Raw genomic sequence first — 23292 nt, 5'->3', positions numbered from 1 at the left:
AAGCGCCCCTTTTCAGTTGCCAGGTAACTGCAAAGAGGCGCTTTGCGGGTAGGCCTTTCTGTAGATTGGCCCTGTGTTTACGTTGCCTTCGGGCCTTGGTGCATGGTAGCCGGGTCGGGCAGAGGACGACCTTGCGCGTATTGGGCCGCATTCCGGTGACCTGCTTCACGAGCCTGCGCTTCAAAAGGAATGTTGTAGTACCCGTGCCGGGCCCAGCCTACCAAGTAGCGCCACAGAAACCCCAGCCGCCCATGCTCCTGAAATTGACGGATGTGCTCCATTTCGTGTGCCACCCAATACGGGTCATTCAGAAATTCCTCTTTTGTTGCTCCGCTCAAATGAATGGTATTGCCGAGCACCATAGCCACGCTCCGGGTGCCCAGCTTGAGGCGGGCAACGCGGGCCAAAGGTGAGTTTTCGATAATGCGCGGAGAGGTCATGGGGCAGGAGAAAAACAGGGCGGAGTATACGCACCAACTAACCTATACGGTTACACGTGTTGCATGTATTATTGAACAATAAATTGACTTTAGGGAAGAATATTGTCAAAAATGGCAGACAAAACTAGGCTAGTCCGGAATTTTAGGCCTAGCTTTAACCATCGGCGAAAGTAGAGTCTGCTCTTTTTCGTCGTTTTTTCACCGATTTACGCTTCCTTTTTTCATCCGCTTCTATCGACGAAAGAAGTACTTCCCGGTTCCTTCGGCCCCTGCCGAAAACCGATTTTGCCACCTCCACGACGGACAATGAAGAATATTTCCCTGTATTGCCTCGCCGCGGCCGCCATGGCCCTCTCTTTCCTCTTCGAACAAGCTCCTTCCACCGCTACCTCCGCTTCGGCCCCTATACATGCTGAAGCGTCCTTCCTGTCCGGTTTCTCACTCGACGAGGAAGAAAAGCCTGCCGCCGCGGCCAGCGACTCCGCTGCATACGACTACTACGGCCAGGCTCTCGGACTCCGGCTGGCCCGCACCGAGAATACTACCCTGCTCCGCACCGTTCTTGACTGGATGGGCACCCCCTACCGCTACGGCAGCAACAGCAAAAAAGGCACCGACTGCTCCGGTTTTGTAACCCGGGTATTCAAAGAAGTATACGGCATCACGCTGCAACGCAGCTCCCGCTCCATGTTTCAGAGTGTGAAGCGCGTGGATAAGGACGAAATGGAAACCGGTGATTTGGTTTTCTTCCGCCGGGGCCCGGGTCAGCCGATTTACCACGTTGGCATCTACCTGAAAGATGGCAAGTTTGCGCACTCTGCCACCAACGGCGGCGTGATGGTCAGCTCCCTGAACCAGGCCTACTACCACCGCAACTTCTACGCTGCCGGCCGCGTGGCCACCAACTAACAGGCTTGCGTACTGGCTATTTGATGCCTCGCTCCTTTCCGGGCGGGGCATTTTTATTGGTAGTCTGCCAACAGATAACCATTTTGCGGCGAAACAGTATAGGCAGGCAGTAGCCCTATGCTTTACCAGCGCAGGGCCCCACTTACGTTCTCTCCTTTTCCCGTTATGGATAAGCAAACCCCCAAAGGCGAACAAGTAGCTGATTCGCCAGTATTCAAGAAGTTCGTTGGCAAGGCGGAGGAGTACATCAAGAAGCCAACCCGCATCAAGCAGCTGCTGAACGATGCCTACGAGAAGGCCCGCGATAAAAACGACATTGGCAGCCTGGCGCACGAAGCCTGGGAAACGCTGCAGACCCTGTTTCGCCTCATTCGCGCTTCGGTTTCAGGCGAGTATACCGGCCTGCCCACCAGCACGGTTGTAGCAGCCGTAGCGGTTACTATCTATTTCATGAGCCCCATCGACCTGATTCCGGATTTTATTCCGGTGCTGGGCCTGCTGGATGATGTGGCGCTGGTAGCATGGTTCAGCTCTACCATAAAAGAGGAAATGGACAAATTTGCGGAGTGGAAAAAAACCCGTCCGCAACTGGTAGAGGATGCCCAGGTAATAGAAGAGGACGAAAAGCCTGCTGCGTCTCAGCACGCCGCTTCTAAAGCGGAGCCCGCCAAACCCAGCCCGGCTAAGCCGACTCAACCCAAACCACACACCGATACTGCCGCCAACACGACCGACAGTACCCGCGAACCAAACCAGTCTACCGATGCCCGCCCGGATGGCGGCGACACGGGCGGCAACGTTCGGTAGCAGCAAAAGCTACCAAAGTAGAAACACAAAAGCGGCCCGGAACAGTGTTCCGGGCCGCTTTTGTGTTTCTGCGAAAAAGCAATCAGGCAGCCTTGGCGTGCGAAGCCACATAGCTCACAAAGTCGCCGACGGTAGCCAGCGGCACTTCGTCGGGAATAGTGATGTGGAAATTGCGCTCCAGCTCCAGAATGATGTCTACCACATCTACCGTATCGAAGCCTAGCTCGCGGCTCAGGCTGCTGCTGATACGCAGGCGCTTGGACTTGATAGCCTTGCGCTTGCTGATGATACGCAGCACCTGCTGCTGAATGGATTTGGGGGCGGAAGTTGTCGTGGCAGCAATCATAGGAAAGTACGACGTGGTACTGGTAGAGAAAAATGAGAGGTGGTAGTGGGCGCAGGCACCTGGCTATCAGGGCCGGACGGCCTTCCTGCCCACTACCAACTACCCAGGTTATGCTTCGGTCAGCTCCCGCTGCCGAACGGTAGAGTCCTGCTCCAACGAATCGGTTGCATCGGTATTGGCCGGTTTACCGAAAATTTTCAGCTTCAGGGATTCTGTTATCAGATACATCACCGGTACTACTACCAGCGTGATGACGGTGGCAAACACCAGACCGAAGATGATGGTCCAGGCCAGCGGCCCCCAGAACGTCACCGATTCGCCTCCGATAAAGAAGTGAGGCTGAAACGAGTTGAACAGTTCGTAGAAGTCGATATTCAGACCAATGGCCAGCGGAATCAGGCCCAGGGTGGCGGCGGTGGCCGTCAGGATTACCGGGTTCAGGCGCGTGCGGCCCGCCATTACGATGGCCTCACGGAGCGGCATCCCCTGGCTGCGCAGTATGTCGGTGAATTCGACCAGCAGAATACCGTTTTTCACCACAATACCGGCCAGGGCAATGATGCCCACGCCCGTCATTACGATACTGATGTTCATGCCCGTAATGGCCAGGCCCAGCATTACCCCAACCACCGAGAAGATGATTTCGGTGAGAATGATGACCGGCTTGCTCACGGAGTTGAATTGCATTACCAGCACCAGGAAAATGAGGGCAATGGCTCCCACAGCAGCTACACCGAGGAAAGAGCTGGTTTCCTCCTGGTCTTCCTGCGCACCGCCCATTTTCACGCTGTAGCCTGGAGGCGTCGGGAAGGCTTTGAGCGAGGTTTCGATCTGGCGCACCACGTCAGGGCCGGTAAAGCCGTTGAGCACGTTGGAGGAGATGGTGATGACGCGCTTCACGTCTTTGCGCTTGATGCCACCGTAGGTAGTGCCGTAGCGCACATCAGCTACTGAGGAAATCGGAACCTGGCGGATGGCGCCGGTAGCGTCGCGGAACGTGAGCGGCGAGTTCAGGATGGCGTCCACGTCGGAGCGGTAAGGCTCGGCATAGCGCACCTGAATCGGATACTCGTCATCGGGCGTTTTGAACTTGCTGGCCTCGGTGCCATAGATGGCCGTGCGCACTTCGGAACCAATCTGGGCGGTGCTGATGCCTTCCCGGTTAGCGCGAATACGGTTGATATCCACGGCAATTTCGGGGTTGCGGTCTTCCAGGTTGGAGCGCAGCTGCTCAATACCCCCGATTTTCTTGGACTCGATGTAGCGGGTTACGTCTTTCGACAGCTTGATCAGGGTCGGATAGTCGTCGCCGGCTACTTCGATGGCAATGGCCTTGCCCTGCGGCGGACCGCTGGCTTCCTTGTCCACCGAAATTTCGGTACCAGGGATGCCTTTCACCGCTTCCCGGATTTTGTCCATGTAAGTGCTGGTGGCCGGGCCGGTCCGCTCGCTCATCTCCTTGAACGCCACGGCCACTTTGGCCAGGTTCGACTGGGACGTGCCCGAAGCAGAAGCTTCACCTGGGTCAGAGGCACCGATGGCCACGTTGGTAATCACCGATTCCACATCGGGATTGTCCTTGCCGATAACCTTATAGATACGGTTTTCCAACTCGCGGGCTACTGAGTCCGTCACCTCCACGCGCGTGCCCACGGGCATCTTGAGGTAGGTATACACGAATTTCGGGTCACCGGAGGGGAAGAAATCTACTTTGGGGCTGCGGGCACCTACTGCGAAGATGGAGATAAAAAACAGCACCACCATGCTCACCATCACCAATACCGGGTGGCTGATGGCCCAGTTCACGAGACTGGCGTAGCCGTTCTGGAAGCGAGGCAGCACCTTGGTCTGGAAGCCTGCAATCATCCTGTTGAACAGAAACGTATTCAACCAGATAAGTGCCGCAATAGTGAGGAGAAGGTTTCCCAAGAAATGCCCATGGGTCTGGAAGAATCCTGCATCTTCGACCCCAACACCCACTGATGCTCCGGAGGCTACCGGCATACCAATCTCAGCTTTTCCAGTGAAGCCAAGGATATTAAACAGGATACCCAAACCAACCAGCGCGGCAGTCCAGATCAGCAGATTGCGTGTCACTTTCGGCTTTTCGCCGCTGTGGTGGTCTTCGCGCTCCATGAAGCTCACGGCAAACACCGGGTTCATGATGAAGGCCACGATGAGCGACGACATCAGCGTGAGAATGAGCGTGACGGGCAGGTAGAACATAAACGAGCCTACAATGCCCGGCCAGAACATGAGCGGTACGAATGGCGCTACCGTGGTGAGCGTGCCGGCCAGCACCGGAATGAATACCTCTCCGGCGGCGTACTTGGCGGCCTGCGCCGTCGTCAGGTTGGGGTGCTCGTGCAGCAGGCGGTGAGTGTTTTCGATGACCACAATGGCGTCATCGACCACAATCCCCAGGGCCAGCAGGAAGGCAAACAGCACAATCATGTTCAGCGCAAACCCAAAGCCGGGCAGCAGCACGAAGGCCAGGAACATAGAAATCGGCACCGAAAGGCCCACGAACAGCGCGTTGGTCGTGCCCATGAAGAACATCAGAATCAGCGTCACGAGGATGAAGCCGATGATGATGGTATTGATCAGGTCGTGGAGCGTGACACGCGTATCGTTGGATGTGTCGCCCGTTACGGTGATGGTCAGCTCGCTGGGCAGGCTCGTTTTCGAGTCTTTGATAACTTCCTTGATCTTGTCGGAGGCATCAATCAGGTTTTCGCCCTGGCGCTTGATAACGTTCAGGGTAATGGCCGTTTTGCCATCGAGGCGGGCGTAGGATTCGCGGTCCTTGAAGGCATCCGTCACGGTGGCAATGTCGCCGAGACGCACGGCCGCGCCGTTCAGGTTTTTCACCTGAATGTTGGCAATATCCGCGGCCCGGGCATACTGGCCGGCCACGCGCACGGCGCGCTTCTGGTCGCCCACGTTCACGGAGCCGCCCGAAATGGTGATGTTCTCACGCGCAATGGCGGCGCTTACGTCGGTGAAGCTGAGGCGGGATGCCCGCAGACGGTTCAGGTCCACGTCCACGTTCACCTGCTGGTCCAGAGCCCCGATGATGTCAACGCGGGTAATTTCGGGCAGAGCCTCAATCTTGTCCTGGAAGTCGTCGGCGTACTTTTTCAGCTGGCTTACCGGCAGATTGCCCGCCAAGTTGATGTTCATGATGGGCAGCTCCGACAGGTTGACTTCCTGCACAGTGGGCGGCGAGGGCAGGTCGTTGGGCAGCTCGTTTTGGGCCTTGTCTACGGCATCCTTGATGAGCTGCTTAGCATACTGCACGTCCACGCCGGAGTTGAACTCCACATCCACGATGCAATAGTCCTGGTTGGAAGTGGAGCTGATTTTCTTCACCCCGTTCACGCTCTTGATTTCCTTCTCCAGCTGGCGCGTGACAAGGTTTTCAATATCGGTCGGCGAAGTACCCGGATAAATCGTGGCCACGATGATACGCGGAATCACGATGTCGGGAAACTTCTCCTTGCCCAGCTTGATGTAGGAGAAAATACCCGCCACGCAGAGCAGCAGCGTGATGATGTAAATGGTCGTCTTGTTATCAATGGACCAACTGGTGGGCCCGAATTCTTTTTCTACGTCCTGCATGATATAGTCTTTGCGGGGTGGACGAAACGCTCTTCCTCAATGGAGGAAGGGGGTCGCTCTGCTACAGGCTCACCGCCTGGCCTTCGTTCAGGTTCTGATACCCAGCAGAAATTACCTGGTCGCCGTTTTGCAGGCCGCTGGTAACTTCCACTTTGCCATTGTAGGTGTTGCCCACCTGAATGATGCGCTTCTTGGCGACTTGCTTGCCACCTTCCGAAGCCACCACCAACACGTAGCTGTTCTGTTCGTCTTTCTGTACCAGATCTACGGGCAGTACCGTAGCGTTCTGGCGGTCGTAGTTCTGGATGCGCACATTGGCCACCATGTTGGGGCGCAACTGGCCAGTTTTAGCGTTGTTCAGGCGCAGTTCCGTGGTGAAAGTCCGGCTGGTAGGATTGATGGTGCTGGTCACGACGCGCACCGTAGCGGGAGCTTCCTCAGTTCCCAGGTCCGGAATGGTCACCAGCGCCTTGTCGCCGACTTTGATGCGGTTGGCGTAAGCTTCCGATACATCCACGATGATCTTGCCAGTGCCACCGCCGCTCAGCAGCTTCACTACCGGAGCGCCGGGCGCCACGGCTTCGCCCAGTTTGGGCAGCACATCGTCAACGGTGCCGCTGAAAGGAGCCACTACGCTGTAAAGGGCGCGCTGCTGGTTCAGCGTAGACAGGTTGCGCTGCAGCGCCTGGTAGTTGTTTTTGGCCTGCAGATACTGGATTTCGGTCCCAATCTGCTGTTTCCAGAGACGGTCCTGCTTCTCGTAAATCACGCGGGCGAGGTCCATACGGGTGCGCAGTTCGGCAATGTTGGCGTCCAGAATGGAGGCATCTACGGTAGCCAGCGTCTGGCCTTTGCTCACCCGGTCGCCGCGCTGCACGCGCAGGCTGGTAAGCGTACCGGCAGCCCGGGCAGCCACGGTGGCATTCTGGTCGAAATCTACACGGCCCTGCACCTCGAGGTAGCTCTTGAAGCTCTCAGGAGCCACTTTTATCACCGAAACGGGAGTCGTCAGTACAGCAGCCTCTTCACCAGTTTTGCCGGATTTGGCTTCCAGTTCGGCAATTTTGGCCTGATTAGATGCCTGTTCCTGTTTCAGTTTGGCCAGTTCGGCGGCGGGGTCTTTCTGACCACAGGACGCCAGTAGCGCCAGTGCCAGCACGGCCGCGGAGGTAGAGTATTTCATATGCAAAGAAGAGAGTAGCATGGAGTTGAGGAGCAAGAACGAAGTTGTACAAGACTGGGGTAGAAGCGTGTAACACGTGGCATCTGCCGCCCAGCGGCTTACTTCTGCGACTGGTTGTACAGCTCGCCGGTAGCTTTGTCACGGTCTACTTTCGCCACCAGCACATCGTAGATAGCAGCGTAGTAGTTGGTCTGGGCCTCCCGAAGCGAGGTTTCGGCCGTCACGACTTCCAAGTTGGAGCCTACGCCCTCCTGGAACTTGATGCGCGATACGCGGGCCACATCCTGAGCCAAATCGAGGTTGGCTTTCTGGTTGTCCAGTACGTCCAGGGCGTTGATGAGCGTGGTGCGGCTCTGGGCATCCTGCAGGTCGATGCTCTGGCGCAGGGTTTCGAAGCCTTTTTCAATGGTCAGCTGCTGAATACGCGCCTGCTGCACTTGGTATTTGCGGCGGAAGCCGTCGAAGACCGGAATCTGCAGGCTCAGGCCCACGTTGCCGAAACCAAACCAGTTCTGGTTGGGGAAGCCGTTAGACGCCCGCGAATCAGGACCGCGGAAGGCAAACAAGTCGCCGGCGTTCTTGGCCGAGCCGGAGAAACCGTAGGCCGCCGTAGCCAGCAAGCGGGGGTATGCACCAGCGCGGCGGTTGGCTAGGTCGAGGCCAGCCAGCGCCTGCTGGGTTTCCAGCGTACTGAACTCGATGCGGTTGTTATAGTTGAAGGCAGCGGCTAACTGGCCAGTGCGGGCACCGCTGAGGGCCGTCTGCTGATCCTGCTGGCGCTGCGCGTCGGTGTTGCCAGAGTTAATAGTTGGCGCAGTCGGCACACCACCCAAGCCCGTCACACCACCACCAGTAGTGGGGCTGGCAGCGCCCAGGCGCTGACGCAGGGTACCGGCATTTACAACAGCCGTTCCGAGCGAGTCGGTGAGCTGTACGCTCTGGTCCTGGGGCAGGCCCATCTGGAACTTGAGCAGCGCAATGCTCAGGTCCGTTAGGCGCTGGGCTTTCTGCTGTTCTACTACCAAGTTATTGCGCTGCACACGTAACCGGTCCACGTCAAGCTTTTCAGCGAAACCTGCTTTGAAGGTTTCGTTGGTCTGAAAGAGCACCGTATCGAGGCGCTGCACGTTGCGGCCCAGCAGCGCCAGCCGCTCACGGGCTACCAGCGTGCTGTAGTAGGCTTTGCTTACCTGCTCCACCACGTCAATTTCGGCCTGTTGCGTCTGCTTTTTGGCGAGTTCCTCATATACTTTGGCCGCTTTCAGGCCAATGAGGTACGCACCATCGAACAGCAGCTGCGACACCGAAGCACTGGTGTTGCCGGCCCATTGCAGACCAAAGGCAAACGCCTGCGGCGGCACCGGCTCCGAAGGCACCGTTACCGTTCCCAGATTCACCGTTTGGCCGCTCTGGGCTGCCGTTACGTCGGCGGGGGTAAGTGCCGTGGCCGATGCTCCGCCGCCCAGCGCCCCAAAGTCTACCAGCGCCTTCTGCAGCTTGAAGTTGTCGGCTACGTTGGCCGCCACGTTCACCTGCGGCAAACCGGCAGACCGAATTTCGCCTACTTTGGCCTTTGCGGTTTGCTCACCGAGGCGCGTGGAGAGTAGCGTTGGCTTGTTTTTGACGGCGTAGTCGATGGCCTGCTGCAACGACAGCGAAATAGTGCCCACCTGCTGGGCCTGGGGCGCGCCGCCTACCTGGGCCTGAGCGGCTGCCAGAGGTCCGCAGAGCGCCGTAGCCAGCAGCAAGGGTCGGATGATTCGTTTCATAGAGTGGTGAAACTGGAGCAGAAAGGGGGTTATTCTTCCTCCGTCACATGACGGAATGTATTAATGAGTCGGTGGCCCTTGAGCGTAGCCACGCCCAGCATGAAGTGTTCCTGCGTGGTCAGAATCACACGCTTGGGGTCGAATTCGCTGGGGGGAAATACCTGGGCGTTGAATGCCAGCTCCACCTGCGAGAGGCGCAGACGGGCCAGCACTTCCACGTCGAGGTCGGCGCGGTAGAGGCCCTCGGCCATACCCCGCCGAAGGTTGGCTATTATCTGGGCCAGGATGTATTTGTTTTTGTGTTCCAGCCACAGCTGCCACGACACCGGGTAGTATTTCTGCATATCGTGGAAGATGCTGGGATGGATATCGGCGAACTGGCTTTTCATCCAGTCCAGCATCCCAAACAGCTCCCCAATAGCCGACGAGGCCTTGCCAATCAGCACCTCACACTCGCCCTGGGTCTGGCCCAGATGCTGCCGTATCACGCCCTCTACTATCTGGTCCTTGTTTTCGAACCACTTGTAGAGCGTTTTTTTCGACATGCTCAGGTGCGTGGCAATGTCATCCATCGAGACGCTGCGGATGCCGTTGCGCGTGAACAGCTCCCGCGCTGCCAGTAAGATTCGGTCTTTTATTTCCATGAGTTACTTCCGGGCCCAAAGGTACAACGGAAACTTTTATTGTTTCCAAAGTTTCCGCATCTTTTTTCTCAGTGCTTTCGGGGCCCGGAAAGTTCCATCTTCTTCATGGACGATACAGGCCGGGTTTTACCTTAAATCCGGCGAGAAATTTCTGTTATCAGCCACTGTCGCTGGGCCAGCTCGGTACCGTTGTGGCCGCTGGCTCACCTGTTTCGGCAGCTTTGAAGGCTACGTGCTGCCGGCGCTTACCTTTGCGCGGTAGCCAGCCAGCGCCGGTTGGCTCTCTGTAGATTCATCTTTTCTTTTCCGCATGAAAATCCGGACCGGCTTCGGCTACGACGTTCACCAGCTCCAGGAAGGCCTGCCGTTCTGGCTCGGCGGCATTGAGGTACCGCATACCCACGGTGCCCTCGGCCACTCCGACGCCGACGTGCTCATCCACGTCATCTGCGACGCGCTGCTGGGCGCGGCCAACCTGCGCGACATCGGGTTTCACTTCCCCGACACCGACCCGCAGTATAAAGGCATAGACTCGAAGCGGCTGCTGGCCGAGGTAGTGCGGCTGCTGCGCGAGCGGGGCTACAGTATCTCCAATATCGACTCTACGGTTTGCCTCGAAGCGCCCAAGGTGAACCCGCACATCCCGGAAATGCAGCGGGTACTGGCCGAGGTAATGGGCATCGAAGCCAACGATATCAGCATCAAGGCCACTACTACCGAGAAGCTGGGTTTTGTGGGCCGCCGCGAAGGAGTAGCGGCCTACGCTTCGGTGCTCATTGTGCAACCCTCCTGATGACTTCGTGACTTAGTGAGGTACTACGTCACGCATCCGCAACTTTCTCCTCTTCCTACTATGAACAGACATTCCTTCCTGGCGCTGTTGCTGGCGGCCGGCATGGCATCTTCGGCCGTAGCTCAGCAGACGCCCGAAAAAGTAAAGGTCAAGAATAAGCGCAAGGCCAAAACGGAAGCCACCGTGCAGCCGATGCCGGCTACTCCGGCGCTGGCCGGCCAAATCGACCAGTCGGCCCAGACGGACTGGGCCAATGCCTACGCCGAAACCATCACGCAAAACGACCTGCGCGAGCACCTGACCGTGCTGGCCTCCGACGCCTACGAGGGCCGCGAAACCGGTGAGAAAGGCCAGAAAATGGCGGCAGACTACCTTAGTACGGAGTTCAAGAAGCTGGGCTTGGCAGGCCCGGTGAAGGACTCTGACAACCCGTACCTGCAGCACTTCACGATGGTACGCAGCACCTGGAACGAGGATGCTACCCTCAAGCTGGGCGGCCAGACCTACAAGTGGCTGGTGGATTTCTACGCTATGGGCAACTCGCCTTTCCAGCAGGAAACCACGGTACAGCCGGTATTTGTGGGCTACGGCATCGAGCAGGAAGGCTACTCCGACTACGCCGGCAAAGATGTGAAGGGCAAGGACCTGATCATCCTGCTGGGTGAGCCCACCTCTCCCGACGGCAAGCCCGTGCTCAGCAAAGACCGAAGCACCACCAAATGGGGCAACGGCTACCGGGCCAAAGCGGCTATGGCCGCTGAGAAAGGCGCCCGCAGTGTCTTTTTCATCGATTTTGACCCCAACAGCAACTTCGATAAGCTGGTGCCGCGCATGATGCCCTCCATCCGTCGGCCCGGTATTTCGTTCAAGGATGCCAAAGCCGAAGCCCGCCCGACAGCCTTTTTCGTGTCGCCGAAGGTGGGCTACAAGCTGCTGGGTACTACGGCTCCGGCGGTTACAAAGTATATGGCGGCGGCAGGCAAGGCCAGCAAGCCAGTGGTCAGCACCTTCAAGCCGACGAAATTTGCCATCAAAGCCGCCAAAAAGCAGGAGGATTTCACCACCGAAAACGTGCTGGGCTTCTTGGAAGGCTCCGATAAGAAAGACGACGTATTGGTGCTGTCGGCCCACTACGACCATATCGGCATCATTGACGGTGAAGTGCACAACGGCGCCGATGATGATGGCTCGGGCACGGTAACGGTGCTGGAAATGGCGCAGGCGTTTGCCAAAGCCAAGGCCGAAGGCCACGGCCCGCGCCGCAGCATCCTGTTTCTGTGCGTAACGGGCGAGGAAAAAGGCCTACTGGGCTCCGAGTACTACACCGACCACCCGGTTTTCCCGCTCAGCCAGACGGTAGCGGACCTGAACACGGACATGATTGGCCGCACCGATAAAGACCATGAAGGGAAAGGAGACTATGTGTACGTTATCGGCTCGGATAAGCTTTCGTCGGAGCTGCACGAAATTGTGCTCAACTCCAATGAGAAGTACACCAAAATGGAGTTGGATTTCCGCTTCAACGACCCCGAGGACCCGAACCATTTCTATTACCGTTCCGACCACTACAACTTTGCCAAGCACAAAATACCGGTAGCCTTCTTCTTCAACGGTGTGCACGACGACTACCACGGTGCCGGCGACGAAGTAGAGAAAATCGAGTTTCCGAAAATGGAAAAGCGGGCCCGTCTCGTGTTTCACTCGGCCTGGGAGCTGGCCAACCGCGACACGCGCGTGGTGGTAGACTCGAACAAGCCCTAGCTTTTTTAGGGGCTAACGTTAGAAACGCCTGTCATCCTGAGCCAAGCGAAGGACCTTATCACGCCTGAACGACTGTCAAAACAACGACTCGTTCAGGCGTGATAAGGTCCTTCGCTTGGCTCAGGATGACAGGCGGCTCCCTTCTTAGTTCTGGCCTCCCGCCTTTATATTTGTTGGTATCTGCTGGTCTAACTGCTGCACGCCATGAACCCGACGACGACCACCTCAGCCAACAAAGCCGCCCAATTTCTGGCCGATTCCGATGCCAAGGCCTTCGACCTGGAGCACCGGCGCAAAATCCGCTTCAACATTGGCAAGTACAACGCGGCTGTCAGCACCGGCCTGGGCTTCTACCAAGACCATGAGCTGGCGCGGGAGCGGGCATCTTACCTGAAATCCAAGGTGATAAACCACCTGGACGAGTACCTGCTGGAGTTTGAGCGCAACTTCACGGCGCGGGGCGGTAAAGTAATCTGGGCGCAGAACGCGGATGAGGCCCTGCGCGAAATCGGGAAGATAATGGCGCGCCGCCACGCCCGCACCGTGGTGAAAGCCAAGAGCATGACCACCGAGGAAATTCACCTGAACCATTTTCTGGAGCAGAATGGCATTGAGTCGGTGGAGACAGATCTGGGCGAGTTTATCGTGCAGCTAAACGGCGAGCGGCCCTACCATATCGTGACGCCGGCCATGCACCTGAGCAAGCTCGATATTGCCGATATCTTCGTCAAGCACCTCGGCACCGAGTATACTGATGATGCCCAGAAGCTGGTGCTCACGGCCCGCCACCTGCTGCGCAACAAGTACACCACAGCCGAAGTGGGTATTACGGGCGGCAACTTCCTGATTGCTGATACCGGCGCCGTGTGCGTCACCGAAAACGAAGGCAACGCCCGGCTGTCGGCCACCTTTCCGCGCACGCACATTGCCATTGTGGGCATCGAGAAGGTGATACCGAAGCTGGAAGACCTGGATTTGTTCTGGCCGCTGCTAAGCACCAGCGGCACCGGCCAGCAGGTGACGGTGTACAACACCATTTATACCGGCCCGCGCCAGCCGCTGGAAAAAGACGGCCCCGACGAAATGATTGTGGTGCTGCTCGACAACGGGCGCACCAACCTGCTGGCCCAGCCGGCCCAGCGCGAGGCCCTGAACTGCATCCGGTGCGGCGCCTGCCTCAACATCTGCCCGGTCTACAAGAACATCGGCGGCCACACCTACGAAACCACGTACTCCGGCCCCATTGGCTCGGTTATCAGCCCGCACCTGAGCGGCATGGCCGAGAATAAGCACCTGAGCTACGCCAGCAGCCTGTGCGGGGCCTGCACTTCGGTGTGCCCGGTCAAGATTCCGATTCATAACCTGCTGCTGCAGAACCGCCAGCAGGCCGTGCGTGAGCAGCTCACGGAGAAGGACGAGCGGACAGCTATCCGGCTGTGGCTGCTGGCTATGAAAAACCGTCGCCTGCTGGACCTGTTGCCGGCCCGCGCCAAAAACTGGGTGCTGCTGCGCCTGCTCAGCCAAGTAGGCTGGAACAAGCGCCGCGACGCGCTGGAAGTAGCTCCACAATCTTTCCGGAAGCTATGGAAAGCGCGGAACCGCTGAAAACAGGCTGGACCGGTAACTAGTAAGACCGATACCAGAATAAGCTAAATACGTCTCAGATTCCTTAAAAAGCCAACCCATAGGAAGGGTTGGCTTTTTAATTGGATGTGAGATGGATAGCAATGCTTGAATAATGCGCTAGAACCTGTATTTTTCAGGCCCTTAAGTTTTTGTTCTCTTCTTGGGCGGCATGTGTCCTGCTTCCAAGATTATCTATCTTTCTCGTTTTGCTTTCATGCGCTTTTCTACCCCCAGTATCTATTTGCCGCAGATATTCGAAGCGCTGATTCTTTAGCCGCTCTATCTTATAAAAGTCGGGCATTTTTAGCCCAGCCGGTATGCTCACGGCCACTTTGCCTTTGTTGCTCCCGCTTGCCAACCCGCCTTACACGGCTGCATAGCCCTTGTAAGAACTACTGATTTCCCTTACCCTGTTTTCACCCATTTTTTCACCAACCCATTTTCCCTTTTATGCACACACCTTTACACACGTCTGCTCTGGCTGGTCCTCCCCCGGCTACAGAGCAGCGAACCGGCCGCTGGCTGCGGCGCCTGCCGGCCCTGGCCTTTCTGGGGCTATTGGGCACTTCGGCCGCGCAGGCGCAGGTAGTTCGTACGCTGCCCGGCACTTATGCCAGCCTCTCGGCTGCCATCACCGACCTGAACACCAATGGCGTTCCGGCGGGTGGTGTTACCATCGACGTGGCAGCGGGCTACACCGAAACGGCCATCAACCTGACCCTGACGGCTACCGGCACCAGTACCAGCCCGATTGTGTTCCAGAAAGCCGGAACCGGGGCCAACCCGCTGGTGACAGCGGCTACTGGCAGCACCAGCACGACGCTGGATGCCATTATCAAGCTAGTGGGCTCCGATTACGTCACGTTCGACGGTATTGACCTGGCTGAAAACGCGGCCAACACAACGGCCGCCACGCAGGCTGAATTTGGGTACGCGCTGTTCCGGACTTCGGCCACGGATGGCAGCCAGTACAACGTCATCAAGAACTGCGTGGTGACGCTGAACAAAACCAACGCCAACACCATCGGTATCTATGGCGCCAACTCGCTGCCGACGGCTACTACGGCCCTGGCCGTGACCAGCGCGGACGGTAGCAACTCCAACAACAAGGTGTTCGGCAACGTGGTGAGCAACGCGGCCACGGGCGTTCAGTTTTCGGGTAGCTCGGCCGCGGGCTTCCTGGATGCCAACAACGAAGTCGGGGGCCCAGTCGGCAACACGATTGGCAACTTCGGCAGCACGACGACCAACTGGGGTATCGGGGGCTCCAACCAGATTGGCTTTAAAGTGGTGGGCAACACCATCAACAGCACGCTGAACTATACGTCGGCCACGGCTTCCACGCCGGTAGCTGCTTCCACCGTGACCAGCACCCTGCGCGGCGTATACACGCCCTCGGGCACGTCGGCCAACATCGACATCACCAACAACATCATTACGCTGGCCAGCGGTGGCACCACGGCGCAGATGTCGGGGGTTGAAAACGGAGCCGGAAATACGGCGGCCAACAACACTGTCAACATCAGCAACAACACTGTTTCTCTGACCTATACCACTGCTACTTCGGCTACGGTACACGGCATTTATAACTCTGCGTCGCCGGCTACGGTGGTAATGAGCGGCAATACGCTGAGCGCTACGCTCTCGAACACCGGCACCACATTCATGCTGGATAACAACTCGAGTGCGGCCTCTATCACGGCACTGAACAACCAGGTAACGAGCCTGAGCCGCACGGGTGCTTCCGGCGCGGTATATGGCTACTACAACAATGCGTCGGGCACCGGTACCCAAACGGTTAGCAACAACACGTTCAACAACGTGACGGTGGCGGGTACCAGCACGTTCTACGGCGTGTACTCGAACACTTCGGGTTCGGAAACCCAGATCCGCACGGGCAATACCGTCAGTAACATCACGGGTGGCACGGGCGCGGTATACGGCATGTTTACGGCCTACGGAACAGCTACTTCGCAGTTCAGCAACAACACCGTAACCGGCATCAGCACGGGCGGCACCATTTACGGACTGTATTTCGGCAACACCGCTTTTGCTGGCTATGAGGCCTTCGGCAACACGGTCAGTGCGCTAAGCACGACGGGAACCTCCAGCATCATCTACGGTATTTACACCTCCTCTACCACGTCCAATGTGTTCCGCAACAAGGTGTACAACCTGTCGGGCACGGGCACGGGCCTCACGATTTATGGCATCGGGGTACTGGGCGGCACTACGGTAACGGTTTATAACAACCTCGTGGGCGACCTGCGGGCCCCGGCGGCTACGGGCACGGCGGCCATCAGCGGCCTGTACGTGAGCAGCGGCACCAACGTGAACCTGTACTACAACACCGTATACCTGAATGCGACGAGCACCGGTGCTACGTTCGGCACGTCGGGCATCTATTTCACGACCACGCCCACTTCGCTGGACCTACGCAACAACGTAGTAGTCAACAAAAGCACCGCGGCGGGTACGGGTGGCTACACGGCAGCGCTGCGCCGCGCTTCCGGCACGGCCGGCACGGTACCGGCCAACCTGGCCAGCACCACCAACAACAACCTCTACTACGCCGGTACGCCTTCGGCCACAAACCTGATTTATGTGGAAGGCACCACTACCGCTACCAACGCCAGCCAGACGCTGACAGACTACAAGAGCCTGGTAGCACCACGCGAATTGGCATCCCAGACAGAGGATGTGCCGTTCCTGAGCACCACTGGTACCGACGCTACTTTTCTGCATATCAACCCGGCCGTTCCAACGCTGGTAGAAGGAAAGGGCCAGCCCATCAGCAGCATCACCACCGACTTTGACGGTGACACGCGCAACACGACTACTCCCGACCTGGGCGCCGATGAAGGCACCTTTATACCCGGCGGAGCGGCCGTGGATGTGGCCGCCACCGGCCTCGTTTCGCCGGCAGCCACGGGCTGCTACGGTTCGGCGGAGAGCGTGACCGTAGCCATCCAAAACAACGGCACGGCCGCGCTGGACTTCGCCGCGAATCCGGCCACGGTGACGGTAAACGTCACGGGGCCTGTGACCCAGACGCTGACGGCGACCGTGAATACTGGCACCCTCGCGCCAGGCGCTACGCAAAGCGTCTCGGTTGGCACACTCAACATGAGCGCCGCCGGCACGTATTCCTTCGCCATTGCCGCCACCGCCACCGGCGACGGAAATACCGCTAATGACAACATTGTCGTAACGCGCAGTAAAACTGCCGTAGCTGCTCAGCCACAGCAGCTCAATTTCACCGGTCTTACGGCCACGAACTTGTCAACGCTCTACCCAGGCTGGTATGAGGCTACGGGCGCTACGCTGCCCACCGGCACTACTTCGGCCTGGACTGCTGACGACTTCGGCAATGTGGTGGGCGGACCGAATGGAACGGCTGCCAAAATCAACCTGTTCAGCACCGGCAAAAACGATTGGATTGTAGGTCCGCGCATTCTGGCCACGGCCAGCACCCTGCTGAGCTACGATCTGGCCCTGAATACGTTTGGTGCCACTACCGTTGGCACGCTGGGCTCCGATGACCGTCTGGAAGTCCGGGTTTCGGCCGATTGCGGCCTGACCTTCACGGCAGTGAAAACCTACACGGCCAGCACCGTCATCAGCAATACCGGCCAGCTGGAGCAGATAAACCTGGGCAATTACGCGGGTCAGGAAATCATTGTGGCCTTCTTCGCTACCGAAGGCACCGTGGATGATACGAACGACAACGACCTGTTTATCGACAACGTGAACCTGGGCAACGGTGCAGCCGTTGATCTGGCACCTGTAGCGCTACTGACACCGCCTACCGGCCAGACGTGCTACAGCACGGCCGAGAACGTAACGGTATCGGTGCGCAACATTGGCACGGCCGCGCTGGACTTCGCCGCCAATCCGGCCACGGTGACGGTAAACGTCACGGGTCCTGTGACCCAGACGCTGACGGCGACTGTGAATACTGGCACCCTCGCCCCGGGTGCGACGCAAAGCGTATCGGTCGGCACACTTAACATGAGCGCCGCCGGCACCTATTCCTTCGCCATTGCCGCTACCGCCACCGGCGACGGAAATACCGCCAACGACAACCTGGCTACCCCAACCACCCGCGTAGTAACGGCACCGGTGGCTGGCACTATAACTCCCAGCGCAGCCTCGCTGTGCGTGAGCGGCACCGTAACGCTGGCCCTGACGGGCTCCAGCAACGGCAGCATTCAGTGGCAGCAGTCCACCGACAACGTGACCTTCACCGACATCAGCGGGGCTACTTCAGCCACCTACACGTCGGGCGTACTCACGAGCACTACGTATTTCCAGGCCCGCACTGTATGTAACGCAGCCGTAGCTACTTCCAACGTAGCTACCGTCACCATCAACAATCCCCAGATAACCACTACCAACTCACCGGTAGCCATCTGTGAGGGCAGCACCGCCACTCTGACGGCCACTGCTGCGGCCGGTACCACGGTACGCTTCTTCGATGCTGCTTCCGGCGGTACGGCGCTGGCGACGGGTACTTCCTTCACTACGCCGGCTCTCACGGCTTCGCGTCAGTATTTCGTGGAAGCTACCACGAGCAGCACCGAAACCGTTGGCCGCCTGGCACCTGCTGCTACTACCAGCACTACTGCCTCCAGCTACGGTCTCGTGTTCAATTCCACTGCTGCCACTCAATTGGTTTCGGTTGATGTATACCCGGCTGGCACCGCCGGCAACCTGGTAGTACAGGTACAGGACAATACCGGCACGCTGATTCCGGGTCTGACGGCTACGGTCGCCATTCCGGCCGGCACGGGCACCACGCCATTTACAGTACCCCTGAACTTCACCCTACCGGTTGGGACTGGCATGCGGCTGATTGCCGTGAGCAGCCCGGCTATGGTGCGCGAGTCGAGCCTGGGAGGTTTTCCTTACGTGTCGCCTAGCGGCAACGTGAGCATCACCAACGGCTACATCTCGGGTACTTCCACTACCTACTACTACTTCTACAACTGGCAGGTATCGGCGGAGTGTACCGGAACGCGTGCGCCTATCCAGGTGAACGTAACGCCGGCCCCAACGGCTACGCTGCCAGCTACGGCCGCTACGTGTGCCGCCACGGCGTACCAGCTTACCGGCTCGGTAGGCGGCTCGGCTACGACCGGCACCTACACCAGCACGGGCACAGGCACCTTCTCGCCGAATGCTACCACGCTGAATGCCACGTATACGCCCTCCGCAGCTGATGCCACGGCAGGTAGCGTTACGATTACGCTCACGGCTGATCCGGCCACTGGCTCGGGCTGCTCTACGGCCACGGCTCAAACCGTCCTGACGATTACCCCGGCAACGACAGCAACGTTCAGCTACCCAGCCACAACGCTGTGTGTGAGCGGCACGGCCAGCACGCCTACCGTCACAGGCACTGCGGGCGGCACGTTCAGCAGCACCACCGGTCTGAGCCTCAATGCCACGACCGGCGTGATTACGCCCGGCACGAGCACGCCCGGCACCTACACCGTGACGTACAGCGTAGCGGGCACCTGCCCGTCCTCGGCCACGACCTCCGTGACCATCACTACGGCTCCCGTAGCTACGTTCTCGTACGCCAACGCCGCCTACTGCGCCGGTGCCTCCGGCACGGCAACGCCGGTCTTCGGCACCGGGGCCTCAGCAGGCACCTTCTCGGCCTCAGGAACCGGACTGGTACTGAATGCCACCACTGGCGCCATCAACCTGAGCACTTCGGCAGCCGGCACCTACACCGTGACCAACGCCATTGCTGCCAGCGGTGGTTGCGCAGCCTCGACGGCCACGGCTTCGGTAACGATTACTGCCCGCCCGGCCCAGCCGACGGTCTCGCCGGTCTACAACGGCACGACCACCACGCTCACCAGCTCCAGCGCCACGGGCAACCAGTGGTACCTGAACGGCACGCTGATTCCCGGCGCCACCAACCCGACCTACGTGGTCAACTCGGCCGCCCAGTTCGGCCAGTACACGGTGGTCGTAACCAACGCCACCACGGGCTGCGCCTCGCTGCCCTCGGCCCAGCTGCTGGTCAACTCCAGCGTCAAGGTGCTGGCTGGCTCCTCGCTGAGCGTGTACCCCAACCCCACGGCCGACGGCAACGTCACGGTAGAGCTCAGCGGCTACACGAAAGCCACCGAGCTGACCGTGTACAACGCCGTAGGCCAGCAGGTATACCACAGCACGGCCGCCGGCAAGAACGATGTGCAGACCGCCACGCTGGATCTGCGCCAGCTGCCAGCCGGCGTCTACATCCTGCGCGCCCGCACCGAGAGCGGATTTGATGTGCGCCGTATCACCAAGCAATAGGCAGCAGCCTTTTCAGAACGAAAAGGGCCTTCCCGATTGGGAAGGCCCTTTTTTTGTGTACCTGTTTTCTGGTGCAGCTCTTGGTTAGCGGGTTGTTGCTATTCTCCTTCGTCAGGCAGAATCTGTACGTCCTGCACCAGTACCATCTTCTCGATTTCGCGGCCGCGCGGGGTATTAGCGAGGCCGCCGAGGGCCGTTTCCTTGTAGCGGGTTTCCATGCTCTGTCCTACTTCGCCGAGGGCCGCCACGCACTGATCCACCGGAATAACGGGGTCGATGCCGGCAATGGCAATCTGAGCGGAGCTGAAGGCAATGGCGGCAGCTGAGGCGTTGCGCACCACGCAGGGCACCTCCACCAGCCCGGCCACCGGGTCGCAGACCAGCCCCAGCATGCACTGAATAGTTACGGCCACGGCCGCAAACGTCTGGTCAACATCCCCACCCAGACAGTACACGATGGCACCGCTGCCCATGGCCGCTGCCGAGCCGGTTTCAGCCTGGCAACCTCCTACGGCGCCGGCCAGCGAGGCATTCTGCTCGATAATAAGAGCAATGCCGGCCGCTACCAGCAGGCCTTCCAGAATGGTGCGGTCCGAGAGCTTATGCAGCTCCTGCAGCGTCACGAGCACGCCGGGCAGGATGCCGGAGGCCCCGGCGGTTGGGGCGGCCACCACCCGGCCCATGCAGGAATTTACCTCCTTGGCGCCCATGGCCCGCGTTACGAGTTGCTTGAACTCCGGCGACAGCACCGTGACAGGCGAGGCCGCAATCTTCTTCGCCCCGTTGTTGATCATGCCCGAGCGAGAGGTCATGTCGTGGGTGAGGCCGGTTTGCACGGCGTCGCGCATGACGTCGTAGGCGCGCTGCAGGCCGTTCCAGATTTCGTCCTCGGTGCGGCCTTTCTGCTCAATTTCGTAGGCCAGCACAGGCTGGTAAAGCGGCTCGCCGGTGGCAGCGCAGTGCGCACGCCAGGAGGCAAAATCAGTGAAGAGAAGTGACATGGGAATGGGGTGGGAATGAGGATAAAGGACGACCGGTACGGGGCAGAGGTTTTACGGCGAAGCTCGTATTTTGGCAGAAGATACACCTACTACAATTCGTATTCTACCATGAACGCGCTACGTATTTACGGCCACCTGGCCGGCTTGCTGCTGCTTGCTCTCACGGCCTGCCACGTCAATTCTTCCCGCCTGAACGACGAGCAGGACAAAGTGGTGGCCGACGAGTTTATGGTGGATTATTTTTCCAACCAGCAGCTCGGCCACACCGAAACCAACTTGCGGCTGTTTTCCTCCCGCTTCTGGCAGGTAACGCCGCGAGACAAGGTGACGCTGCTTTTCAGGAAACGGGACGAGCTACTGGGGCGGCTGCAAGATACGGCGCTGAAAGACTGGACCACCAAAGTAATCAGCGGCACCGACCCCTCGGGTGAGTACCAGCTGCGCTACGAAAACCAGTACGCCAACGGCACGGCCATCGAAACCTTTACGCTGGCGCGCGAGGCCAACGATTCGCTGAGAATCCTGTCCTACAACATCAGTTCCGACGCCTTTTTTCGCTGAATACAGCCAGGCACTAAAAAGCCGAGCTGCTGAGGTCAGCAGCTCGGCTTTTTAGTGTTTCCGCCGTTGCGGCGACTGCGCTTCTAGGCCTCGGCTTTCTCGCTCACCAGCTTGATGCTGGCCGAGTTGATGCACAGGCGCAGGCCGCCGGGCGGTGGGCCATCGGGGAATACGTGGCCCTGGTGGGCGTCGCAGACGTTGCAGAGCACTTCCACGCGGGTCATGCCGTAGCTGGTGTCCTTCTTGTAGCGGATGGCGCTTTCGTCCACGGGTTGGGTGAAGCTGGGCCAGCCGGTGCCGCTTTCGAACTTGGTGCGCGAGTCGTAGAGTGGGGTGCCGCAGCACACGCAGGCGTAGAGGCCGGCTTCGTGGGCTTCGCAGTATTCGCCCGTGAAAGCCCGCTCTGTGCCGTGCTCCCGCGTGACGTGGTACTGCTCGGCCGTGAGCTGCTGACGCCATTCAGCATCGGTCTTTTCCACCCGCCGAGGCGGGGTCGGGCTGCCGTGGTTGGCCAGCCGGATTACATCATTCCAGGTTTGCATATCGTCGGTTTTAGAGGTCAGAATCGAATGTCTACCAAACAAAACGAAATAAGGAATGGGAAGTTTAGCGGCCGGTAGCAGGGAGGCGGAAATCCATTCCGAATGACTACAGCTGTTCGTGGTCCTCTGCTTTCTCGATGCTGAACTTCTGCCACTGCTGCCGGGCAAAAAGCAAAAACGCTACTGGCGCCTTTCGAAACTCTTTTTCTGATTCATAGCGTCCGGCAACCAGCTTATATCCATCAGGAGCATTCAGCTGCCGTTGGCTGATGGTATCGAGACAGCACGGATTGGCAGGCGTCCGCTCACTTACTGGACCGGAGTCGTATGCCACTACCATTTGCCCACGCAGCGCATACTTCGCCGCTCCTTCACGCATAATCAGCTTCAGGCCAGAAGGACTTACATCACTGCGGCAGGTGAGCTTGTAGAGTAGCGTTGTTTCAGTTTGTCCATCCTTGTCTAAATCGGTGATGGACGTAGCACCGGGCAGAGGCCCCAGCCACATGTCAAACGGACAATTTTGGACGGCATCCTGCAGGCGCCACAGCTCCTTGTAGCTACTACTGCCGGCCCGCACATACTGCCGCGCTGTAAGCTGTGCAGAACGCTCAAAGTCTTCTATATCCTGCACGTCGCTCGAATCGGGCGGCGCGGCGGCCAACTGCTGCCGGGACTTGGTTACGGTCCGGAACACTACCAGCATGTTTTCGCCCTGGCTATCCGTCCAGCGCCACGCCTCCAGCAGTTGGCCCGGTAGCCGCAGCTGGGCCGGTAGTTGCGCCAGCGGCACCTGCTCAGGCACAATCGGTGCTGCTGAATTGGCAGCAGCAGAGTCCGGGGCAGCTGCCGCAACAGGCGTTTCGGCTGAGAGAAGGGTGGTTTCTGCTTTCTTATCGGAACAGGCGACGGCCAGCAAAGCCAGCAGCAACAGTACGTATTTGGGCATAGCAGCTATGCAATGTGCGACTATC

15 protein-coding genes and 1 pseudogene are annotated in these 23292 nt (G+C 58.7%); 7 read left to right on the top strand and 9 right to left on the bottom strand.

Translation table 11 applies throughout. The features are described from left to right. Positions 1 to 77: 77 nt before the first annotated feature. Positions 78 to 440 carry a hypothetical protein gene (locus IC231_RS02130; RefSeq protein WP_190782964.1) on the bottom strand — a complete coding sequence of 121 codons (363 nt, stop codon included), beginning with the start codon at positions 438 to 440 and terminating at the stop codon, positions 78 to 80. Between the two features lie 306 nt (positions 441 to 746). Between IC231_RS02130 and IC231_RS02125 the strand changes: the two genes are divergently transcribed. Continuing rightward, positions 747 to 1349 (top strand): C40 family peptidase, encoded by a 603-nt coding sequence (locus tag IC231_RS02125; protein ID WP_190782963.1) that lies wholly within the window; start codon positions 747 to 749, stop codon positions 1347 to 1349. A 405-nt stretch (positions 1350 to 1754) separates the two neighbouring features. Continuing rightward, positions 1755 to 1868, top strand: a pseudogene (locus IC231_RS20400) (YkvA family protein); the annotation flags it as partial. Between the two features lie 370 nt (positions 1869 to 2238). Here IC231_RS20400 and IC231_RS02115 read toward each other — a convergent pair. From IC231_RS02115 to IC231_RS02095, 5 genes are all read right to left on the bottom strand, one after another. After that, positions 2239 to 2502 (bottom strand): acyl carrier protein, encoded by a 264-nt coding sequence (locus IC231_RS02115; protein ID WP_185890089.1) that lies wholly within the window; start codon positions 2500 to 2502, stop codon positions 2239 to 2241. 108 nt (positions 2503 to 2610) lie between these two features. Continuing rightward, positions 2611 to 6123: an efflux RND transporter permease subunit gene (locus IC231_RS02110; protein WP_190782962.1), complete on the bottom strand. Its 3513-nt coding sequence runs from the start codon at positions 6121 to 6123 to the stop codon at positions 2611 to 2613. Between the two features lie 61 nt (positions 6124 to 6184). Beyond that, a complete protein-coding gene (locus tag IC231_RS02105; RefSeq protein ID WP_185887858.1) occupies positions 6185 to 7306 on the bottom strand; it encodes an efflux RND transporter periplasmic adaptor subunit in 1122 nt (373 codons plus the stop codon). 98 nt (positions 7307 to 7404) lie between these two features. After that, positions 7405 to 9075, bottom strand: coding sequence for a TolC family protein (locus IC231_RS02100; protein WP_185887859.1), 1671 nt, complete (start codon positions 9073 to 9075; stop codon positions 7405 to 7407). Positions 9076 to 9104: 29 nt separating this feature from the next. Beyond that, positions 9105 to 9719: a TetR/AcrR family transcriptional regulator gene (locus IC231_RS02095; protein ID WP_190782961.1), complete on the bottom strand. Its 615-nt coding sequence runs from the start codon at positions 9717 to 9719 to the stop codon at positions 9105 to 9107. A gap of 310 nt (positions 9720 to 10029) precedes the next feature. On the opposite strand from IC231_RS02095, the gene ispF reads away from it, so the two are divergent. The 4 genes from ispF (at position 10030) to IC231_RS02075 (ending at position 20214) form a co-directional block, all read left to right on the top strand. Next, the gene (gene ispF, locus IC231_RS02090) at positions 10030 to 10512 is read left to right on the top strand and encodes a 2-C-methyl-D-erythritol 2,4-cyclodiphosphate synthase (protein WP_190782960.1); all 483 of its coding nucleotides are present in this window, start codon (positions 10030 to 10032) and stop codon (positions 10510 to 10512) included. Positions 10513 to 10572: 60 nt separating this feature from the next. Continuing rightward, a complete protein-coding gene (locus IC231_RS02085; protein WP_190782959.1) occupies positions 10573 to 12273 on the top strand; it encodes a M28 family peptidase in 1701 nt (566 codons plus the stop codon). Positions 12274 to 12477: 204 nt separating this feature from the next. Beyond that, the gene (locus tag IC231_RS02080; RefSeq protein WP_190782958.1) at positions 12478 to 13878 is read left to right on the top strand and encodes a LutB/LldF family L-lactate oxidation iron-sulfur protein; all 1401 of its coding nucleotides are present in this window, start codon (positions 12478 to 12480) and stop codon (positions 13876 to 13878) included. 471 nt (positions 13879 to 14349) lie between these two features. Continuing rightward, positions 14350 to 20214: an Ig-like domain-containing protein gene (locus IC231_RS02075; protein WP_190782957.1), complete on the top strand. Its 5865-nt coding sequence runs from the start codon at positions 14350 to 14352 to the stop codon at positions 20212 to 20214. A gap of 98 nt (positions 20215 to 20312) precedes the next feature. Here IC231_RS02075 and sdaAA read toward each other — a convergent pair whose 3' ends face one another. Further along, entirely contained in the window at positions 20313 to 21215 is a 903-nt protein-coding gene (sdaAA, locus tag IC231_RS02070; protein ID WP_190782956.1) for an L-serine ammonia-lyase, iron-sulfur-dependent, subunit alpha, read from the bottom strand. A 108-nt stretch (positions 21216 to 21323) separates the two neighbouring features. On the opposite strand from sdaAA, the gene IC231_RS02065 reads away from it, so the two are divergent. Continuing rightward, positions 21324 to 21776 (top strand): hypothetical protein, encoded by a 453-nt coding sequence (locus IC231_RS02065; RefSeq protein ID WP_190782955.1) that lies wholly within the window; start codon positions 21324 to 21326, stop codon positions 21774 to 21776. A gap of 83 nt (positions 21777 to 21859) precedes the next feature. Here IC231_RS02065 and msrB read toward each other — a convergent pair whose 3' ends face one another. After that, a complete protein-coding gene (gene msrB / locus IC231_RS02060) occupies positions 21860 to 22318 on the bottom strand; it encodes a peptide-methionine (R)-S-oxide reductase MsrB (RefSeq protein WP_190782954.1) in 459 nt (152 codons plus the stop codon). A gap of 106 nt (positions 22319 to 22424) precedes the next feature. Beyond that, complete coding sequence (locus tag IC231_RS02055; protein WP_190782953.1) at positions 22425 to 23267, bottom strand: M949_RS01915 family surface polysaccharide biosynthesis protein; 843 nt, start codon at positions 23265 to 23267, stop codon at positions 22425 to 22427. Positions 23268 to 23292 lie beyond the last annotated feature (25 nt).

The sequence above is a fragment of the Hymenobacter duratus genome (assembly GCF_014698995.1).
GTDB lineage: Bacteria > Bacteroidota > Bacteroidia > Cytophagales > Hymenobacteraceae > Hymenobacter > Hymenobacter duratus.
Note: the sequence above shows the minus strand (reverse complement) of the source record. Positions and strands in the feature narration are given on the sequence as shown.

Excerpts from the sequence above, each read along its gene's own strand:
- sdaAA (WP_190782956.1), bottom strand. The coding sequence starts at position 21,215 with ATGTCACTTCTCTTCACTGATTTTGCCTCCTGGCGTGCGCACTGCGCT.
- IC231_RS02095 (WP_190782961.1), bottom strand. The coding sequence starts at position 9,719 with ATGGAAATAAAAGACCGAATCTTACTGGCAGCGCGGGAGCTGTTCACG.
- IC231_RS02105 (WP_185887858.1), bottom strand. The coding sequence starts at position 7,306 with ATGAAATACTCTACCTCCGCGGCCGTGCTGGCACTGGCGCTACTGGCG.
- IC231_RS02085 (WP_190782959.1), top strand. The coding sequence starts at position 10,573 with ATGAACAGACATTCCTTCCTGGCGCTGTTGCTGGCGGCCGGCATGGCA.
- ispF (WP_190782960.1), top strand. The coding sequence starts at position 10,030 with ATGAAAATCCGGACCGGCTTCGGCTACGACGTTCACCAGCTCCAGGAA.
- IC231_RS02130 (WP_190782964.1), bottom strand. The coding sequence starts at position 440 with ATGACCTCTCCGCGCATTATCGAAAACTCACCTTTGGCCCGCGTTGCC.
- IC231_RS02055 (WP_190782953.1), bottom strand. The coding sequence starts at position 23,267 with ATGCCCAAATACGTACTGTTGCTGCTGGCTTTGCTGGCCGTCGCCTGT.
- IC231_RS02110 (WP_190782962.1), bottom strand. The coding sequence starts at position 6,123 with ATGCAGGACGTAGAAAAAGAATTCGGGCCCACCAGTTGGTCCATTGAT.
- IC231_RS02065 (WP_190782955.1), top strand. The coding sequence starts at position 21,324 with ATGAACGCGCTACGTATTTACGGCCACCTGGCCGGCTTGCTGCTGCTT.
- IC231_RS02100 (WP_185887859.1), bottom strand. The coding sequence starts at position 9,075 with ATGAAACGAATCATCCGACCCTTGCTGCTGGCTACGGCGCTCTGCGGA.
- msrB (WP_190782954.1), bottom strand. The coding sequence starts at position 22,318 with ATGCAAACCTGGAATGATGTAATCCGGCTGGCCAACCACGGCAGCCCG.
- IC231_RS02075 (WP_190782957.1), top strand. The coding sequence starts at position 14,350 with ATGCACACACCTTTACACACGTCTGCTCTGGCTGGTCCTCCCCCGGCT.
- IC231_RS02080 (WP_190782958.1), top strand. The coding sequence starts at position 12,478 with ATGAACCCGACGACGACCACCTCAGCCAACAAAGCCGCCCAATTTCTG.
- IC231_RS02125 (WP_190782963.1), top strand. The coding sequence starts at position 747 with ATGAAGAATATTTCCCTGTATTGCCTCGCCGCGGCCGCCATGGCCCTC.
- IC231_RS02115 (WP_185890089.1), bottom strand. The coding sequence starts at position 2,502 with ATGATTGCTGCCACGACAACTTCCGCCCCCAAATCCATTCAGCAGCAG.